General features: G+C 45.1%; 18 protein-coding genes. 5 read left to right on the plus strand and 13 right to left on the minus strand.

Going from position 1 to position 19,110, the window contains the following annotated elements; translation table 11 throughout:
• Window positions 1-62: 62 nt before the first annotated feature.
• Together GC093_RS24855 and GC093_RS24860 are read right to left on the minus strand one after the other, a co-directional pair.
• Window positions 63-941 (minus strand): DMT family transporter, encoded by an 879-nt coding sequence (locus GC093_RS24855; RefSeq protein ID WP_171654608.1) that lies wholly within the window; start codon window positions 939-941, stop codon window positions 63-65.
• Between the two features lie 228 nt (window positions 942-1,169).
• A complete protein-coding gene (locus GC093_RS24860; protein WP_171654609.1) occupies window positions 1,170-2,342 on the minus strand; it encodes an ROK family transcriptional regulator in 1,173 nt (390 codons plus the stop codon).
• Window positions 2,343-2,583: 241 nt separating this feature from the next.
• Here GC093_RS24860 and xylA point away from each other — a divergent pair, with 241 nt between their 5' ends.
• Window positions 2,584-3,900, plus strand: a complete 1,317-nt coding sequence (xylA, locus tag GC093_RS24865; RefSeq protein WP_171654610.1) for a xylose isomerase — start codon at window positions 2,584-2,586, stop codon at window positions 3,898-3,900.
• Window positions 3,901-4,070: 170 nt separating this feature from the next.
• Here xylA and GC093_RS24870 read toward each other — a convergent pair whose 3' ends face one another.
• Window positions 4,071-4,631 carry a GNAT family N-acetyltransferase gene (locus GC093_RS24870; RefSeq protein ID WP_171654611.1) on the minus strand — a complete coding sequence of 187 codons (561 nt, stop codon included), beginning with the start codon at window positions 4,629-4,631 and terminating at the stop codon, window positions 4,071-4,073.
• Between the two features lie 278 nt (window positions 4,632-4,909).
• Between GC093_RS24870 and GC093_RS24875 the strand changes: the two genes are divergently transcribed.
• Window positions 4,910-5,734, plus strand: coding sequence for a sugar phosphate isomerase/epimerase family protein (locus GC093_RS24875; protein ID WP_171654612.1), 825 nt, complete (start codon window positions 4,910-4,912; stop codon window positions 5,732-5,734).
• Window positions 5,735-5,895: 161 nt separating this feature from the next.
• On the opposite strand, the gene GC093_RS24880 is transcribed toward GC093_RS24875, so the two are convergent.
• From GC093_RS24880 to GC093_RS24890, 3 genes are all read right to left on the minus strand, one after another.
• On the minus strand, window positions 5,896-6,675 hold the full coding sequence (locus tag GC093_RS24880; RefSeq protein WP_171654613.1) for an ABC transporter ATP-binding protein: 780 nt from the start codon (window positions 6,673-6,675) through the stop codon (window positions 5,896-5,898).
• Window positions 6,676-6,701: 26 nt separating this feature from the next.
• Window positions 6,702-7,943, minus strand: a complete 1,242-nt coding sequence (locus GC093_RS24885; RefSeq protein ID WP_171654614.1) for an MFS transporter — start codon at window positions 7,941-7,943, stop codon at window positions 6,702-6,704.
• A gap of 132 nt (window positions 7,944-8,075) precedes the next feature.
• Window positions 8,076-8,774 (minus strand): FadR/GntR family transcriptional regulator, encoded by a 699-nt coding sequence (locus GC093_RS24890; RefSeq protein WP_171654615.1) that lies wholly within the window; start codon window positions 8,772-8,774, stop codon window positions 8,076-8,078.
• A gap of 162 nt (window positions 8,775-8,936) precedes the next feature.
• Here GC093_RS24890 and GC093_RS24895 point away from each other — a divergent pair, with 162 nt between their 5' ends.
• Both GC093_RS24895 and GC093_RS24900 read left to right on the plus strand, forming a co-directional pair.
• Window positions 8,937-9,644, plus strand: coding sequence for a pirin family protein (locus GC093_RS24895; RefSeq protein WP_171654616.1), 708 nt, complete (start codon window positions 8,937-8,939; stop codon window positions 9,642-9,644).
• A gap of 13 nt (window positions 9,645-9,657) precedes the next feature.
• Window positions 9,658-9,990, plus strand: a complete 333-nt coding sequence (locus GC093_RS24900; protein ID WP_171654617.1) for a hypothetical protein — start codon at window positions 9,658-9,660, stop codon at window positions 9,988-9,990.
• A gap of 128 nt (window positions 9,991-10,118) precedes the next feature.
• Here the strand turns inward: GC093_RS24900 and GC093_RS24905 are convergent, their stop codons facing one another.
• Together GC093_RS24905 and GC093_RS24910 are read right to left on the minus strand one after the other, a co-directional pair.
• Window positions 10,119-11,051, minus strand: a complete 933-nt coding sequence (locus GC093_RS24905) for a dihydrodipicolinate synthase family protein (protein WP_171654618.1) — start codon at window positions 11,049-11,051, stop codon at window positions 10,119-10,121.
• A gap of 15 nt (window positions 11,052-11,066) precedes the next feature.
• Window positions 11,067-12,227: a mandelate racemase/muconate lactonizing enzyme family protein gene (locus GC093_RS24910; RefSeq protein ID WP_171654619.1), complete on the minus strand. Its 1,161-nt coding sequence runs from the start codon at window positions 12,225-12,227 to the stop codon at window positions 11,067-11,069.
• Window positions 12,228-12,350: 123 nt separating this feature from the next.
• On the opposite strand from GC093_RS24910, the gene GC093_RS24915 reads away from it, so the two are divergent.
• Complete coding sequence (locus tag GC093_RS24915; RefSeq protein WP_171654620.1) at window positions 12,351-13,160, plus strand: IclR family transcriptional regulator; 810 nt, start codon at window positions 12,351-12,353, stop codon at window positions 13,158-13,160.
• A 129-nt stretch (window positions 13,161-13,289) separates the two neighbouring features.
• Here the strand turns inward: GC093_RS24915 and GC093_RS24920 are convergent, their stop codons facing one another.
• The 5 genes from GC093_RS24920 to GC093_RS24940 all read right to left on the minus strand — a co-directional run bounded on the left by GC093_RS24920 (window position 13,290) and on the right by GC093_RS24940 (window position 19,109).
• The gene (locus GC093_RS24920) at window positions 13,290-13,550 is read right to left on the minus strand and encodes a helix-turn-helix domain-containing protein (protein WP_171654621.1); all 261 of its coding nucleotides are present in this window, start codon (window positions 13,548-13,550) and stop codon (window positions 13,290-13,292) included.
• Window positions 13,526-14,887, minus strand: coding sequence for a response regulator (locus GC093_RS24925; RefSeq protein ID WP_171654622.1), 1,362 nt, complete (start codon window positions 14,885-14,887; stop codon window positions 13,526-13,528). The genes GC093_RS24920 and GC093_RS24925 overlap by 25 nt, the downstream gene beginning before the upstream one ends.
• Entirely contained in the window at window positions 14,884-16,689 is a 1,806-nt protein-coding gene (locus tag GC093_RS24930; protein ID WP_171654623.1) for a sensor histidine kinase, read from the minus strand. The genes GC093_RS24925 and GC093_RS24930 overlap by 4 nt, the downstream gene beginning before the upstream one ends.
• A 100-nt stretch (window positions 16,690-16,789) precedes the next feature.
• Window positions 16,790-18,133 (minus strand): ABC transporter substrate-binding protein, encoded by a 1,344-nt coding sequence (locus tag GC093_RS24935; protein ID WP_171654624.1) that lies wholly within the window; start codon window positions 18,131-18,133, stop codon window positions 16,790-16,792.
• Between the two features lie 145 nt (window positions 18,134-18,278).
• Window positions 18,279-19,109 carry a carbohydrate ABC transporter permease gene (locus GC093_RS24940; RefSeq protein WP_171654625.1) on the minus strand — a complete coding sequence of 277 codons (831 nt, stop codon included), beginning with the start codon at window positions 19,107-19,109 and terminating at the stop codon, window positions 18,279-18,281.
• Between the last annotated feature and the right edge of the window lies 1 nt (window position 19,110).

Raw genomic sequence — 19,110 nt, forward strand, 5'->3', positions numbered from 1 at the left:
TGTTCATTTTTATAAGTTCCATTGTAGTTTTCCGCGTTAATGGGAGGGGCAAGCTAGGTGTTCTATTCACTCAGCTTTTGTTTATTTAGTTTGGCATTGTTAGTAGGGGACCAGTTAACTAGGAAAATACCGATACAAACTAAAACGGCACCAAGAGCTGTTTCATTATGCAAGGGCTCGTTCAGAAATAGATACCCCAATAATACGCCAAAAAACGGAGCAAGAAACAGGAATGCACTAGTTTTCGTGGAGTCCCCTTTAGAAAGTAAATAAAACCACAAAGCAAACTGAGCAATTGAACCAAACAACACCAAATACGCTAAGGAAGATACCGAGATAAAATTAAAGGTTAACCTTATATCCTCCATCAAAATGCCTGCGATCGTTAATATTAAGCCGCCGAATAACATTTGATAAGCTGTTAAAACCCAAACGCTGCAAGAGAGGCTGAACTTTTTAATAAGTAAAGTCGCGATAGCCCAACAAAGCCCACCTATTAAGCCAATAATGGTTCCAGTACTCCACTGTAAAAGACCTAGAATGATCATTCCTACACAACCTAAGAATACCCCGAACCATTGAATAGGTTTATATTTGATCTTAATAAATAGGGTGCTGAGGATAACAACAAATAACGGATTCATAAAAGTTAGAATAGAAGATTCGCCAGCAGTAATAGTTCGAAGGCTAACGAAAATGCAGCCCATTACCCCAACCGTTTGAAACAAACCGATTACTATAATTTTTAACCAATCAACTAGGAGATGAGGATGCGTATATTTTCTAACAAAAATAGCCATTAAAGCGCCAGCCAAAAGGAATCTAAGCCCTGCCAAAAGAAGGGGGGAGATGTAAGAAACACTTATTTTACCTACAACAAAAGATGATCCCATCAAAGCCGTAGTAATAATTAGTAAAAATGCGAAGTAAAAGCGATTCACCAAATGACCTCCGAATTTTAATGGAAAACACGTTTGATTATACCATATTATGGATGTGTTACACGTATATTTCGTTGGACGGTCCGTCCCTCGGATGGGGGCCATCTTAGACTTAATAGAACAAAAAATAGCGACCGTGCCCCTTAAAATGGAAGGGGCACGGTCGCCACGTACGAATCGTTAATTTACGGTTTGAACAAGAGAGAGGTGTAGCTTGTTGAGCGAGCTCTATTCAACAATAACCTTAGTAGATGCGAAAAAGCGTGAAATAGCGAACGAAGCTGCTCCAAGCAGGGTCGAGCGGCCCTCCAGCTCGGTGAAGACAATGCTCAGCTGAGCCCGTGGAAATGGCAGGGAACGCTGTTTCATCATGCTCAGAATCGGAGGGAGCAGCCACTCCTTGGCGCTAACGATGCTGCCGCCGATAATTATCAGCTCCGGGTTAAAGCAATTAATGACATTAACCAGTCCAATCCCCAAATATCGTCCTGTTTGCTGAATAAGCTCTATAGCTCCTTGTTCTCCATTACTGGCTCGTTGAGCTAATGATTTCAGATCAACGGAGGGATCATTCCATTGCTTACGCGCCTCATCTACCAGTGCTTGCTCCGAAGCATACAGCTCCCAGCAGCCGACATTACCGCAGCGGCACGCTCGTCCATTTAACTCAATCGACAGATGACCCATCTCTCCGGAGAAACCGGAAACTCCCCGGTACAGCTCTTCCTTGATGATGACACCCGTTCCGATCCCGCTGCTGATACTCACATAGATCAGGTGAGATACGTTTTTTCCAGATCCGAATTGCTTTTCACCGACAGCCCCCGCATTAGCTTCATTGTCAATGACTACAGGAATTTCGAATTCCTGCTCAACCCGCTGCTGCAGCGGCACATCTTGCCAGCCCAAATTCGGCGCGAACAACACATTGCCTTGGTCATCGCTAATTCCCGGAATGCCGATTCCGATGCCGACGACACCGTAGGGGCTATCCGGAGCACGTTGAATTGTTTCACGGATGCAAGCGATCAGCTTGCTGATAACGGAATCGATGGATTCGTTATTATGAGCTGTTTGGTATTCCTCGATGATCTCGCCCTTCAGATCGGTGAGCACAGCCGATATTTGGCTGACCCCAAGATCGACGCCTACCGCATAGCCAGCCGCTTGATTGAATAACAGCATCATCGGTTTGCGACCTCCGCTGGATGCTCCAGTTCCGATCTCGTATACCATACGGCTCTCGATTAGCTCGTTAACTAACGTTGATACGGTCGCTTTGGTTAGTCCGGTTAGCTCGGCTATTTTGGCCCTGGATACAGGTGCATTATCTTTTATATGCTCGAGTACGATTGATTTATTTATTTTTTTTACGAGATTTAAATCGCCTGTTTGTTTCATATATCCTCCAAATAATTAACAGCATAAGCGTTTCTGTAATTTTGCTAGCCTAGTAGGTAAAAGTCTGTTGGACCGTTATTCCATTCATCTATCAGACTCCTAGATTGTAGCATGAAACCGAATAATGTTCATTAAACTAAGTTAGTTTAATCAATTTACAAACTTTATATTCGGTGATATGATAAGAATACAAACGTTAGATTATGAAGAAATTCACTTAATTCTCATTGGAGGGACTAATATGAGTTATTTTAATCAGCAATCGAAAATTCAGTACGAAGGCAAGCAATCCAACAATCCGTTGGCGTTTAAGTTTTACAATCCGGATCAAGTTATTCTTGGCAAAACGATGCGTGAGCATCTGCGCTTTGGGGTAGCTTATTGGCACTCCTTCTCGGCTAATGGTTCCGATCCTTTCGGTGCAGGCACTTATGCACGCAGCTGGGACCAGTATAGTGGTATGGATCTGGCAAAGGCAAGAGTAGACGCTTGCTTCGAGCTGTTAAATATTCTTGACGTCGACTACTTCTGCTTCCATGATCGTGACATTGCTCCAGAAGGCAACACACTGCAAGAAACCAACGAGAACTTGGATGTAGTCGTTGGACTGATTGAGCAGCAGATGAAAGCAACCGGCAAAAAGCTGCTGTGGAATACAGCCAACATGTTCACTAATCCTCGTTTTGTTCACGGCGCAGCAACTACAAGTAATGCAGATGTATACGCATATGCTGCGGCTCAAGTAAAGAAAGCGCTGGAGCACGGCAAACGCTTAGGCTCTGAAAACTATGTGTTCTGGGGCGGTCGTGAAGGTTACGAATCATTGCTGAACACAGACCTTGGTCTGGAGCTTGATAACTTGGCGAGATTCCTGCACATGGCTGTAGATTATGCCAAAGAAATCGGCTTTGATGCTCAATTCTTGATCGAACCGAAGCCAAAGGAGCCTTCCAAGCACCAATACGATTTTGATGCGGCAACGGCTCTGTCCTTCTTGCAAAAATACGATTTGCTTCCGCACTTCAAGCTGAATCTAGAAGCTAACCATGCGACATTAGCGGGTCACACTTTCGAGCATGAGCTGCGTGTTTCCCGGATCAACGGAGTTCTTGGCTCCATTGATGCTAACCAAGGCGACATGCTGTTGGGATGGGATACCGATGAGTTCCCGACAGACCTGTACTCGACTTCACTAGCTATGTACGAAATCTTGCTGAATGAAGGCGGAATCGGCCGCGGGGGCGTTAACTTCGATGCGAAGGTACGTCGCTCATCCTTTGAGCCCGTTGATTTGATTCACTCCCACATTGCAGGTATGGATTCATTCGCGAGAGGGCTGCAAGTAGCTGCGAAGCTAATTGAGGACCGCGTATTTGAGAACATTCTCGATGACCGTTATGCTTCCTTCAAAACAGGGATTGGCGCAGACATCGTTGCAGGAAAAGCTAACTTCCACACTTTGGAAGCTTATGCGCTGCAAAATAAATCATATGAATCAAAATCCGGACGGATTGAGCTAATCAGATCTATTGTTAACCAATACATCATCAACGCATAAGTAAGCCGTATTATGTTCTATTAAGGTGCTTTCAGGTAATTCTGACGGGGTATTAATGTAGAACCCAAAAAGAAGCTATCCTTTAGTCAATTGACTTGGGATAGCTTCTTTTATTTGATGATCCAATCTGCTTTGCCGCTAGGTCGAATCAAGTGATTCCATAAGCAGCTTCAGATACTTTTTATCATATGATAGTAGGTTTTCTTGTTGATCTGAGTTTCTTTATCCGTAACATAACCCAGCTTCTTGTACAAAGAAACAGCACGTTCGTTATACTGCTCCACGTTCAAGGCGATCTTATAATATCCGAGCTGGCGAGCATGCTGCTCCGCTGCTGCGATTAGCTCTGTACCGAATCCGCGGCCTCCCCATTCGGACGATACAGCTAGAGCATCAATGTAATATTCGTCCTCGTCGGCTTCCTTATCGATAGTCAGGCTGGGGTCGTTCTTGATGCGGCGTAGTTGTTCAATTATAGGCTTGTCAATCGTTGAAGCTTGCGAGCCGTGATAGCATAGGATCATGCCGACAGCCTGCCCGTTCATTTCTTTTACCAGAAGGTTGGTATAGCTGAAGCGGTTTCCTTCTTCCATATAAAAACTCGTTAACCGCTCTATTACTTCTTGTTCGGTTACCCCTCCCGTTAGCTGATAGCCGATGTCCTTAATGGCATCAAATAATAGTTGTACGGCTGCCTGGGCATCCGTTAGTTGTGCGGGTCGTGTAGTCATAGTTCCTCCGGTTAGTTTCGTAATCTGTTAAAAATGGCACTGTGTGATAGGTAACCACAGGTTAATGTTAGTATAACATTAAAGCGGGGGACTGGCTGCCGAGCCAGAGCTGTTGCTCCAAATTCAACTTTAAGATATAGTGGGCGTAGATTAGCTTTCCCAACCTCAGCACGGATTAGACTTGATGTTTTATAATAATTGCAAGCGATTCCATTACTAAACGTAGCCATTCTACGAATCAACAAATCCTAGCCTAGCTGTCAAAGGGGAAATTTATCATGTACAAAATAAGCGCAACGCAGTGGATTTTTGGCAAGGAAGCTATGAGCTGCACTTTGGAAAGGTTGAAAAAATACGGCTACGACGGTATCGAGCTGACAGGAGATCCTGAGCTTTTTTCCGACCCTAATGTCCCTGCTCTGCTACAGAATTATGGACTGATATGCACCTCGATATGCGGAATTTACACTCCAGAAAGAAATCTGTCTTCGGTTAATGAAGAGGTCCGAAATCAGGCGGTTCAATATGTGCATAATTGTGTGGATTTAGCAGTCCGGGTAGGCGCCGGTTGTGTGATTGTCGTTCCTTCACCCGTTGGATTATTAGCTCCGGATGGAGAGGTGGAGGAAGCATGGAAGGCAGCGGTTCGGAGTCTCAAGGAATGCGGTCTATATGCTCAGAGCAAGGGAGTATGGCTCGCCTTGGAGGCTTTGAACCGTTATGAAACACATTTGGTAAACCGATTGGAGGCAGGCTTAGAGCTTATCAAACAAACGGGAGTTCCGCATGTCAAGCTAATGGCGGATGTGTTCCATATGAATTTAGAGGAACGGGATATTTGCAGGTCAATTCGTGCTATTGCCCCTGAATTAGTCCATGTTCATCTTGCTGATAATACCCGGGAGGCACCTGGCGTGGGCAGTATGAATTTCCAAGCAATCCTCACAACATTGCGTGATATCGGCTACTCGGGGGCGCTTACCATGGAGTTTATGCCGCCAGCATCCAACCCCTATGCTGTTGCACAGCAGCGTCAGGAGCATACGGAACAGTTGGATTCCTTTGCTGAGCAAGCTATTAATCACATTAAAGGTCTTTTCTAAATGCTATTCCAGAAAATATCAGCCCACCTGTTATTCTAATAGTCAACGACCTATTATCGAAGACATCATCAATAGAAAATCATATCTGAACATACAAATAACCCGCCACAGCAATATGCTTGCTGGCGGGTTATTTGTATGTCCTAAAATTTGACGGCTAATTAGCGAACAGAGAGCCAAGCGCGTTCATTGCGCCATTGTACATCAACCGGTGTTTCGAAGAAGTCCGACAAGCAGGAGCTTTCCAGAATCTCCTCTGTCTTTCCGCTTCTAAACGCTTCACCACGCCGGATGAGCAGCGTATGCGAGAAAATCGGCAATATTTCCTCTGTATGATGCGTTACATATAAAATATTCGGCGCATCAGGCTGCGCAGCTAATTCATCAATACTGGCAAGCAGCATTTCCTTTGAAAGAAAATCGAGACCGTTGCACGGCTCATCCAGAATGAGCAGCTGCGGTGAAGCCATAAGCGCGCGTGCGATGAGCAGCTTTTGCTTTTCCCCCTGCGAGCAGGTTTGATAGGTACGGTCAACCAAGTGGCTGCAGCCCAGCTGATTCATCAATTGCAGCGCACGCTCGTGGTCCTCAGGGGTTGCCACATCATACAGACCAATGGTCGCAAATTTGCCGCTGAGCACTACCGTTTGCGTCCGGTCACTGCCATACAGCTTCTCCTGCAGGGAGGTGCTGACCCAGCCGATGGACTTGCGCAGCTCTCTCAAATCGAAGGTGCCAAATAGATGCCCAAGCACGCTAATCTCCCCGACAGTGGGCCAAATGTAGCCGTTAATCATATTAAGCAGGGTGGTTTTTCCCGATCCATTCAGACCGAGAATAGCCCAATGCTCCCCTTTGTTGACCTGCCAGCTTACTTGGTGAAGCAGCGTTTTATGTTCTCTTTTCCATGATACCTGGTTCATTTCAATAACCTTTGCCATAGCGGGTTTCCTCCTTATTTGCCAGTCTAGAGGGCGGACGTTTTTGCATCCTGCACGGGGGCCAGCTTTAGCTTTGAATCAGAGGGAAGAAATACAGCTAGCAGACCGAGTAAGGGTAAATAGGCGCAGAGCTGAATAACAAACGTGATACTGGTAGCATCCGCAAGTGTGCCCATAGCAGCCGACCCGATACCGCCTAGACCAAAGGATAAGCCGAAGAATAATCCGGACACCGTCCCCACCTTACCTGGGAGCAGCTCCTGAGCGTACACGACAATAACTGAAGAGCTGGATAAAATAATGAGACCAATTAACACGCACAAAACAACGGACCAGAATAGATTTGCATAAGGCAGCAGCATTGTAAATGGAGCAGCACCGAGAATCGAAAACCAGATCATATTTCTTCTTCCGAATTTATCGGCTAGAGGGCCTCCAAAGAAGGTTCCTACAACACCTGCGGCAAGCAATGCAAAAATAATAATTTGGGCACGGTCGACAGGCATGTTAAAATTCTGGATTAAAAAGAATGAATAAAAGCCGGTCATAGCTGACAAATAAAAGAATTTGGAAAATAAAAGCATAATAAGAACGAATAACGCTAGCAGCAAAGTACCTTTTGATAGTTGAGATGTGGTTCGTCTAGTGGCTTGTGTGGCTTTCGTGCGCTGTGACAGATGATTCTTGTACCACTTGGCTACATAGATTTGCACCACGATAGCAACTCCTGCGGCGATGGTAAACCAGATGATTCCGAATTGGCCTAATGGAACAAAGATAAGAGCTGTAAATATAGGCGCGAGCGCCTGACCGATATTCCCACCCACCTGAAAAATCGACTGAGCCAAGCCTCTTCGAGGTCCTGCCGCTAAATAAGCAACTCGCGATGCCTCCGGATGAAGAACGGACGAGCCAATTCCTAATAACACCACGGCTATAAGGATCTGAGGAAACGATAAGGCAAAAGCAAGTAAAATAACTCCAAGAAGCGAAAAACCAACCCCGATCGGGAGTATATAAGGCTTAGGCCGGGCATCGGTATATAATCCGATCAATGGCTGTAAGAAGGATGCTGTAATATTAAGTGTAAAAGCAATCCACCCGATCTGCGCATACGTAAGATTCAGGGAATCATGTAAAATCGGAAACATGGCGGGAACTATCGACTGGATCGAGTCATTTAATAGATGAACCAGACTGATAGCAAAAATGATGGAAAAAACGGTAGTTTGCGGACGGCTGATGCTACTACTGGCTGAAATACTCATGCAATCACCTCATAAAATATATATATAAATTTGTGTAAAAACCTTCGCAACATCCTATCATCAGACGTTTGAAATTACAGTAGGTTATGGACAAAGATGCTTCTAATTAAGAAGCTAATTGCCAAAGGCAGGTTATAAGAATTTCTTCATGTTTAACACGGTCTCATCCAAATTTTGAAGGGTCCAATGAATCGCTGCTGTTGAATCCTTCCTTTTTATCGCATCGTACAAATTTTCATGAAACAGGTCGTGGGAATCGTGGACAGTGCTGACCTTCACGAGCGTATCGAGCGTTTCGCGGAGCACAGTAGAGAAGGTTCGGTAAAGATCGATAACAATCGAATTTTTACTGGCTGCAGCGACGGCAATATGGAATGAAATATCTGCATTCAAATAATCATTGTTGGGTCCGATCTTCAGAGCCTGAGCACGCTGATCCAAATACTGTCGCATTTGAGCAAGATCATCATCGTCCCGGCGTTCGGCAGCTAGCTTAGCTATTTCCAGCTCCAGCATTCGTCTGACTTCGTATACCTCCAAAATCTCGGCTCGGCGGAGACGGTGATCCAAGGGCTCTTGAATAATAAGATTGGTACTCAAATAAGTGCCGAAGCCCTGCTTTTTTTCCAGCAAACCTGCGTGCACGAGTACCCGAACCGCTTCACGTACAGTTGAACGTCCGACTCCGAATTGCTCCATAAGCTCTGGCTCCGTTGGGATTTTATGGCCTGGAGGTATGTCGCCGCTCGATATTTTGTTTTGCAATTGCAGCACGACCTCATCAACAAGCTTTCGGCGGCTTACATTTTGAAATTGAACTTTAGCATTCATCAGATCATCTCCTGTTAATTAGGCAATACTATAACATAATAAATGCAAGAAAATCCAGATTTTTTTTATGCACGGTGAGCATACTCTTATAGGACTGTAGAGGTAATCCATGTATAATTAAATCGTATACTTTTGACTAACCCTAAGGAGGCGAGTGCTACAATGTTGACTCTATATCCCGCAGCTTCGCGTTATTCGTTTGATCGAGGATGGCTTCGAGGCAGTCACAGCTTTTCTTTCGCTGAATATGACGATCCTACTAACACTGAATTTGGCCCTATTCGTGTATTTAATGATGATATTATTGCTCCAGGACGAGGGTTTGGTGCTCATCCTCATAGTGATATGGAAATTGTCTCTTTGGTTCTGTCAGGGCAGTTAAGGCATGAGGACAATCTGGGGAACATAGCTGTCACTTCGTTTGGCGAAATCCAACGCATGTCGGCTGGCACAGGGGTTGTACATACGGAGCATAATGGCAGTGATTCCGAAGATGTAAGCTTGCTGCAGATGTGGTTTATGCCAAGCAGTAAGGGTTTGAAGGCATCGTACGAGACGACGCGGTTTAATCCCGATCATATGATCAACGCTTTGCTGCCTGTAGTGGCACAGCAGGGCTCTGCCCATGTAGCGTCTATTCAGCAGGATATGACGATTTATGTAAGCAAGCTGGAGAGTGGAAAGAGGATTTCGTTCTCCCAAGCGGAGGGGCGCAAGATATATATATTCGTTGTAGAAGGTCAGCTGACTGTTAATGAAGATAGTGTGCTACAGGACAGAGATTCGGCGAGAATCACGGATATGCAGCAGATAGAGCTTGGTGCTGATAGTTCGGCGTCTGCATTCTTCGTTCTTATCGATTTGCCATAAGGAGGTGCAATCCATGTCAAAAGTAAGATTGCTAGTCAAACATGCTGTAACGGGAAAAATGCTGCTCGATTCCGATCAACAGCCTGTGACCCATACGTTGGTTGCCCTGCCTGATGGAGGCTGGAAGCTATCTATTCTAGAAGCTGATCCTGATAAGGTTGAGCGGATTCTTCAGTTTAAGCATGAGTTGAATGTTTTTATCTTTGAAGCTTCTGAAGGACAACCCATCGTCAAAAATTGGTATTATGTCAAGGATGGTCATGTAGAATACGAGGAGGCGAACAGCCTTCTAACGATTGTCGCTGCTTCCCATATTACTTACCTTCCGTCGGATTATTTGGAATAGAAGGGGTAAATTCATATTAATAAGGGAATATAGCTATAAAATAAGCCGAGCGAGAAGCAGGAGAACAACCCTGTTTCTCGCTCGGCTTTATTTGCGGCGAAGTGGTGGCTCCGCTGCCCATACTTGCTCTATCTGGCAGCTTTAATCTCATTCCAACGAAGCGCTAGCAGATCTAGATCCTTGAGCGTATCCAATGCTTCCTGCCGAGTCCGCTCGTCGATAGGGGCGTTCGGATTACGGACATAGGCCGATTCAATAACGCCGCCTGCTTTCAATATTTCCTTGTGTACAGCCATAGCAGAGCCTGGAAGGGTACCGATTCTCAGAAAAGGAAGGTATTGATAAAAGGTTCTGCGAGCCGTATCCAAATCTCCAGCTTTGAATGCCTGATATATGTTCACGCACACCTCCGGAAATTCGCATGCCGGCATCGTTCCCACAGCTCCACGGCCCAGCTCCTCATAGAAGTACATCGCGTTCATTCCACCAAATACGGTTAAGCGGCCTTCCGATTGCTCCAGCACCTCAGTAACCTTGAAGGTTGTCGGTGGAGCCTCAACCTTAACGTAGGCAATGTTTTCGAATTCTTTGGACAAACGCGCTAGCATAGCCGCAGGTATATTGACTCCGCTCGCAAGAGGGGCGTCTTGGATCATAATCGGGATGTTGACGGCTTTGGCCACAGCAGCAAAATAATCGTACAGGCGCTTACCATCCGGCTTAGCCATATACGGCGGGAGCACCATAAGCGCATCTGCTCCTGATTTCTCCGCACGCTTGCTTAATTGCACCGCGACTTCCAGCCCTGTATGGCCGCTGCCGAATACGAGCGGCACTTGTCCTTTCACTTCATCGACTACGATCTCGGCGATTCTCGCTTTTTCATCGTCCAACAGGGTGTACATTTCACTGGCCATCCCGAATAGGGCGATACCATCTACCTTGGCATGAAGCTGAAAACGGACAAGCTCGCGCAGACTGTTTTCATCGACATCTCCTTGTTCTGTAAAAGGTGTTGCTAAGATCGGATAAACGCCCTCTAAGGCTATTGGCTTGGTCATATCGAATCTCCTCCATCAGCATGATTGTATAAGTGCTCTTAATTGTTTTTCATCTATTTCTACTCCAAGACCCGGACCTTCCGGGAGCATGTAATGACCCTGCTCACAGACAATTGGATGGATCAGGAGCGAGTTTACCACATTCAAGACAGAAGGCTGATATTCCAAAATATACAGATTAGGAATGGCGGCGCTGAGGTGCAGCGTCGCGGCGACGCAGATGCCCTGACCGACACTGAGATGGGGAGCAATAGGGATGTTGAACGCTTCCGCCATATTGGCAATTTTCTTCGCTTCTGTAATGCCGGTACGTCCGATGTCCGGCTGATAGATGTCTGCTGCCCGTTTCAGCAGGCGGTCCTTAAACTGGTAGCGGGTGCGTTTGGCTTCACCGATGGCTACAGCCATATCAAGTGCACGCGAAACCTCCGCAGTGCCTTCGATATCCTCTGGGGCTGTAGGCGCTTCCAAAAAGTCGATATCGAGCTTTTCCAGCTTGCGTCCCAGCTGAATCGCTTCGGATACCGAGTATTGCCAATGGGCATCGATCATAAGGCGGAAGCGGGGGCCTAGCGCTTCACGCATATAAGCGGCTATCTCGGCATCTTCATGCACTCCGAATCCAAGATGCAGCTTGATCGCAGTGAAGCCCTTCGCTTTCCACTCAAGCGCCAGCTCGATTCGCTCCTCCTTGGTAGTTTTGGGAATACCCGATACGTAGGCTGGGAGCTTCCGACGGTATGCACCGCCCAATAGCCGGTAAACAGGAAGCCCAACCGACTTGCCTAATATATCCCATAGCGCGACATCAACTGCGGAGATAGCATCCATCATAAAGCCGGAGAAGTAGCCGCGTTCCCGCATAGAATCATACAAGCGGTTCCAGATGACGTCGATATCTCTTGCATCTTGTCCGATCAGGAACGAAGTGAACAGTCGCTCGATAATTTCACCTGTAATTTCCGGGCCTACCGGGGCTAGTGCTTCCCCCCAGCCGTAAATTCCGCTATCCGTAGTGATCTTTACAAGCAGTGTTTCCAGATTGCGGGAGTAGATGGAGCGATACTCGGGACGTATGTAGTAATCGCTTTCATTGGAGACTCCTACAGGGCTGCCTAGATAGACGGGCCCGGTTTTAATCTTTAGAGGAAACACCTCGACGCTTTTAATATTCATTGACTCACCACTTTTCTGAATGAATTTGAATATCTATTTCGTAATATGCAAGATGATTGTATAATATGATATTATATATTTCAACATTAAGATTTTGCTTCAAGACTAGAAAGGGTGGGCTTATTGAAAAAAGAGGAAGAGAAAGAGCAAGCACAGACGGCAACGATGCTGACGCAAAGCGTGACGAGGGCGTTGGCGATATTATCCTGTTTTTCTGATGAGCAGCCAGAGCTAAGGGGAATTGATTTTGCCAAGAAGCTGAATTTAACTCAGAGTAACGTTTCGAGATTGCTTACTACAATGGTCACGCTGGGCTACGTAGAGAAGGATGAGATAACCGGATTTTACCGCTTGGGTACGGCGATTATATCGCTTGGAGGCATTGCTCTGAACCACTATGAAATCCGCAAGCAAGCTTTGCCCGAGCTCCATGAGCTGGAAAAAGGACTTGGCTTGGGTGCCAATCTAGCTATCTTGAACGGCTGCCATATGTTTTATTTGGCCCATGTCGACAGTCATAAATCTCCACGAATGTATACGCTGATTGGTCGCAAAAATCCGCTGCACTGCACGGGAATCGGCAAGGTGCTGCTCGCATATCAAGAGAGTGGCAAGGTAACGGAGCTGCTTGATGAAGCAGGAATGGCGGGTTACACCGACAAAACGGTAACCCAGCAAGAACAATTAGAAAGTCAGCTGGAGCTGGTTCGAAGGAGGGGATACGCTACAGAGAATGAGGAGCTGGCTCTAGGCAGAGCTTGTATAGCTGCACCTGTAAAGGGACGCAATGGGAAGGTTATAGGTGGTGTCAGCATCTCAGGACCGTTATCCGAGATTAACCTCCCGCAAAGGGAGAGTGAGCTGGCTTCTATTCTGATTGAGGCGACGGATCGGATTTCTATGAAGATGGGTTATATAACAGCTAGCTATTAATCGCTCGACAATTGTTCGGATTAGGTACAGAATAGTTGCTGTTTACGAATCGAATGTTCCCCTGCAATAACGCCGTTCTGCCTAATCCGACTTCTGAGTGCTCCCTGGAATTAAAGGGGCCATAACCGCTTAGTCTGAATCCTTCCTCCTGTATTCAGAAGGAGATACACCTGTATACTTCTTGAAGCAAACACTAAAATATTGAGGATTGCTAAAGCCGACTTTTTCTGCGATTTCATAGGATTTGTAGTCTTCACGGCTTAATAAATTTAGGGCAGCTTTCATACGAGTCTCCAGAAGATAGTCTGTGAAAAGCCTGTTTCCCACTTTCTTGAACATTGTACCGAGGTATCCGGGACTCACATTCACATGGTTGGCAACCTCTTGCATTGAGAGATGCTCCAGATGGTAGTGGTTTTCAATAAATTGGAATGCTTTGTCTGCTTCTGATGACTATCACGTCTTGCACAGATTTCAGTGATTAACTCCGAAATAAATTCCTTAATGGTGGCAAATATCTCTTTGAAGGTTCTCATTACCTGTATGTTTTGACAAAAGTAATTGAATTCTCCGAACCGTTCTTTCATTTGGGGCGTATGGATCCATTCCCAAAATTCCCTGTAAATCAATAGGGCAATCTCGGTACCGAGCAGGTGGAGATGTCGAAGCGATACGAATTTTTTATCCGCCACCTCCTGCTCCAAATTCATAATGATAGTTAAGGCGTCGCGTTCCATCCCCAGCTTAATCTTAACCAACAGCTCCTTCTCCATCGCTCCCAAGCTGATCGTCTCAATCGGCGGCTGCAAATGGATATCTTGTGCTAGCAGCACTTGATTGGTTCCGGTAATATGTCTGAAATCGAGCACAGCTTTGGCTTCCAGAAAGGATTGATGAATGTAGCCGAAGTCATTGTACATTGTGCCAATTCCAATGGTAACCGTAGTTTTCAAATATTTCTCTACGCTTTTTCGTACTTCCTCCATCATGAACGACGCTTTATTCTCTATGTCCCGTGATTCGTCATCACCTGCAAAAAGAACAATCACTTCGTCTCCATCATGGTTGAATACGAAACAATGCTCTTGAAGAGAGTTGCTTAATTCTTCTGTAATATTGCTAACACAATATTTCAACATCTCCGAGCCGAATCGATTCCGGTGTTCAGGAGAGTGATACTCGTCAATTTTAATCATCGCGACCATATAAGTATCGGCTGCCAGATTTATCCCGAGGAAGTGGGATTCTGTCTCCAATTCCGATTTCTGCATACGATCAAGAATCAGATTTTCGAAAAATTGCTGCCTTAAGAGAGGCATACTGTCAATAACCTTCTTACGAACGGTTTGTTCGCGATTGAGCTCGGCTACAGCTCGATTCACGGTTTCCAGCAGCATTTCATTATCAAAGGGCTTTAACAGATAATCAAATACTTTTAGCTTTAGTGCTTTTTTTGCAAATTCAAACTCTTCAAAGCTGGTCATAAGGATGATCTTCATATCCGGATATTTGCCAAGCAGCTCCTCCGTTAGTTGAAGTCCATCCATATGCGGCATGCGGATATCCGTAATGACGATCGCAGGCAGGGCCTTCTCCACCAAGCTTAAAGCTTCAAGGCCATTCCCCGCCGTACCCGATAGCTCGAATCCGAGTTCTTGCCAAGCAATGGTTTTGCTTAGTCCTTTCCGGATGATTTCGTCATCGTCTACGATGATGAGCTTGTTCATGTTGTTATGTCTCCTCCTGTTGAAATAGGCTGGCCAGGTACCCTTCGTATTTTTATAGTGATCAAGGTACCCTTCCCAAGCTCGCTCTGATATTGCAGCCCGTACCCGTCGCCATAATACATTTGCAATCGTTTATGAACATTAACCGTTCCAAAACCGGTTTTCGTTTGAGATCCGTCGGATAAACCTTCTGTGATCTCTTTCAATTTCTCGGGAGTCATGCCTACGCCATTTTCTTCAACGAAAAAGTAAATATCTTCATCATCCGTATAGCCGCTAATCCGAATGAGACCCTGTTCCGGTTTCAGCTTGAGGCCGTGGTAAATCGCATTTTCTACAATGGGCTGCAGCGTAAGCTTGACTATGGAGCAAGGAAGGATATCGGGGTCAACATCAATTTCATAAGAAAAGGCTTTACCGTATCTCATCTGTTGTATAAATAAATAAGTTTGTATTTGTTCGAGCTCACTGGCAATCGTTATCACTTCATCGCCTTTACTAAGCGAGATCCGAAAGAAGGTGGATAAGGCTGTTATCATTTTGCTGGCGTCCTTGGTTTCTCCCATATCGTAGAGCTGCTTAATGGAAAACAAAGTATTGTATAGGAAATGGGGTTGGATTTGAGAATGCAATAGGGAAATTTCGATTCGCCGCTTGGTATCCTGCTCTTCTTCTACTTGCCGGATAAGCGCCTTAATTCTTTCCACCATCTCTTTAAGTCCTTTGTTTAAAACCGTCATTTCCTGCTGAGGCCATTGCTTAAATAATACGTTCAAATTCCCTTCTTCAATCCGGTTTACTTGATGGGTTAAATGTCGGATCGGCTTGGTGATGTAATTGGCAAGAAGCGTAGAAAAGATAATCGCAAACAGGATAGCGCCTAAAATCACTAAGAAATTCATGTATTTGATATAGTTTACTTTACGAAGCAGCTCATCCTCGGGGAATAATGCAGCAATCTTCCAACGATTCGCTCCAATAGTATCATAGATAACTACCATCTTAGAGCCGTTCCGACTCTTCATATCGAGCCTGCCAAACAATCCGGGAGCTTCCAGTAAGTCGCTTTGCAGCTGCTTTTCGTCTATCTCAAACTGCTCGCTGACCGGTTTAAACCGCATAACCCCATCTGGGCTGACCAACAAAAGGCTGCCGTTATCACTTATGCGGGGAGAAAGTAATATTTTTCGAAAAAATTGCTCTTTAATATTTACAAGATAGACGCCTTGCGGATTCGCTCTATCACGGCCTATCCATTGGAAGACGCTTGCAACATTGCTACCGCTTTCACTGATGTACGAAATATCTCTTTGATGCAAGTTGTTCCAGAAGATAGTGGATGAACCGCTTGCGGCGCGATTTAAGTAGGGTCCCGCTTGAAAATTAGACTCATGCGCCATATAGTCGGTACGCTGAATGGCAATTGTTCCTTCGTTGTACCATAAGACTACAGAATCGACCATATCATAGTAATCTTTCGAATAAATTTGATCAAAGGCTTTTTTCAACACAATGTAATCATTCGGCTGCTGTTCGAAGCCAGGGTCGTCAGCTCTAATCAAAATTTGAGTCAAATCCGGGTCCTTCGATAAATCTACAACGGCGGAAAGCAATAATTCAAGACGGTCATTCAAGTAATTCTTAGTCTGTGATACCGTATCGTAAATATTGGCGTAAGCATTCGATTTAAGCTGCTGAGACGATAATATGTAGGATATAATGCCAGTGGAGACGACGAAAAATATAAGTCCGGGGACAAGCCTCCACAGGATCGTTGATTTTAATGAGCCTGTCCTTCTCAATTACATCCCCTCCGCTGGCTATTATATCATGATGGTATACCTGCGAAGAACCGCGTTTTCTGCTTTTAATATCTTCATGAACAGGCTTCGAATAGAAGCTTTATTTTTTCATCATCTTATTGTATTCCTCGTTCGATTTCTCCATTGCCTTCGCCCAGCCGTTCAAAAAGTCTTCCGCGGTCATAGCGCCAGACAATACTTTCTGAAAATTAGGCTCCAATTGCTGCGTAATAATACCTGCATAATCCGGCAAATACACCGGCACTTTCAAGATGGACGTATCCTTGTCCAGAAGCACTTCGGAACCTGCCAAAATGTGTTGTGCGTTCTTCACATAATCGCTTTTCATCGACTCTTGGTTCGTTGGCATTTGTCCGATGTTTTGGTTCCAATAAGTTTGAATGTCGCTGGAGGCAAGGAAGCTTACCAGCTTGAATGATTCCTCAGGATGCTTAGTGGATTTGAAAACACTGTAACCGTTGGGTTCGCTGATTACAACACGATTACCGTTCGCAGCTTTAGGTAACAGGACGGCCGCAACTTTTGCAGCGCCAAGCGTATTCAAATGGTCATTGTAGGAGCCGAAGTTATGCTGGATCATCGCTGCGGTGCCATTATCAAAAGTCGCTACCATTTCTTTGTAGCCGTTAGTGATATCGCTTGTTGGGGTATATTTCTTATATAGTCCAACGTACTTTTTCAAAAATTCGATATGCTTGGGATCATTTGCGGTAGCCTTGCCTTTTTCATCAAAATAATTGGTAATACCCGAATACGAATACAAAGCTGTCGTCAATTGATTGATGCTGCCAACGCCACCTCGAACACTATACCCGTATTGTTTCTTATCTGGAGCCGTCAGCTTTTCTGCAGCTGTAAAGAAGTCTTCCCATGTTCCAGGCGGTTTCAAGCCTGCATCCTTAAACAGATCGGTGCGATACCAGAATACATCCATAAACAACGTGTTGGGCAGCTGATAAAGCTTCTTGTCTGGAACAAGAGAACGGTTGAAGTCAATGACGGAAGAAACCATTTTGCTCTTTTCATCCCATTTGTCATAATAAGGGTCAAGTGCCAACAGGGCTCCCTTGGCTGCAAAATCAGCAATAAAGCGATTGGAGACGCCGCCTACGTCCGGCATATCGTTGGATGAGATGGCTACGTCAAACTTTTGCTTCGCGGAGGCACTCGGAACGCCGACATATTCCACCTTAATGTTCGGATTTTTGGCTTCAAACCTTTTGAAAATTTCCTCATAAAAAGGCGTACGGTTCGGGCCGGCATTGTCATCCCAGAAGGTAAGCTTCACCAATTCATCCTTTTTGGCCGATTTAACCTCAGCTCCTGCCTCGTTCTTGACAGCCCCGCCGCCGCCTCCGCATCCGGTCATTGCCAATACGAACGAAAGGCCTGCCGTAAATACCATTGTTTTTTTCATTTTCATCGAATTTCCCACTTTCTAGAATGATTATATATGATGAATCCTCTTATAGTGAGAGTTCAAAAAGTCAACTTTTCAACATCGAGATGCACTTTTTGAACATCCTCTTAAAGAGGTTGTTCAACCTTGTATGATGACATCCGTAAGATCAGCCTTTTACAGCACCGGCAGCCATTCCTTGAACCATAAATTTTTGTACAAAAGCGAACAGAATAACGACTGGCAAAAGAGAAATGATGCTTCCAGCAGCTAATGCGCCATACGCCGTGTTAAATTCGCCTTGCATATAACGTAATCCGATGGGGAGCGTAAAAAATTGTGGCTTATTAATCAGCATCAGACCGAACAAGAATTCATTCCATGCACCAATAAAGGTAAACACAGTCGTTGCCACAATTCCCGGGAGCAAGATAGGAAAGATAATAAGAAAAATCGCTTTTAACCGACTGCACCCGTCAACCATTGCCGCTTCCTCTAATTGGTCAGGGATATTAGAGATAAAGCCGCTCATGAGAATGGAATTAAACGGAAGCTGGAAAACGCTGTAGGTCAAAATAAGGCTAAGCGGATTGCTGACTAACCCCAAATTTTTGAAAATAAGAAATAACGGAATCAGCAGCATAGCGCCAGGAACAAACTGTGTGCAAAGCAGCAAAAGCATGAAGGCTTTCTTACCGTAAAACTTGAATCGGCTTAATGCATATCCTGTGAGTACAGAGAGTACAAGAACAATCATGACCGTTGAAATCGAGATAAAAATACTATTTTTAAAGAAAACGGAAAACCCCACTGTATTCCAGGCAATCTTAAAATTCTCGAAGGTTAGCGGATTCGGCAAAAACTGAACCGGAATCTTATTGATGTCGCTTTCGAGCTTTAAAGAAGTCACGATAGTCCAGTAAAAAGGCAATAAGGTAAAGAACATGATGAGCAGTAAAGGAATATATAACGTTGCGGTGCGATCCAGCTTTCTAAGCATC

It is taken from the genome of Paenibacillus foliorum, from assembly GCF_013141765.1.
In the GTDB taxonomy this organism is placed as follows: Bacteria; Bacillota; Bacilli; order Paenibacillales; family NBRC-103111; genus Paenibacillus_S; species Paenibacillus_S foliorum.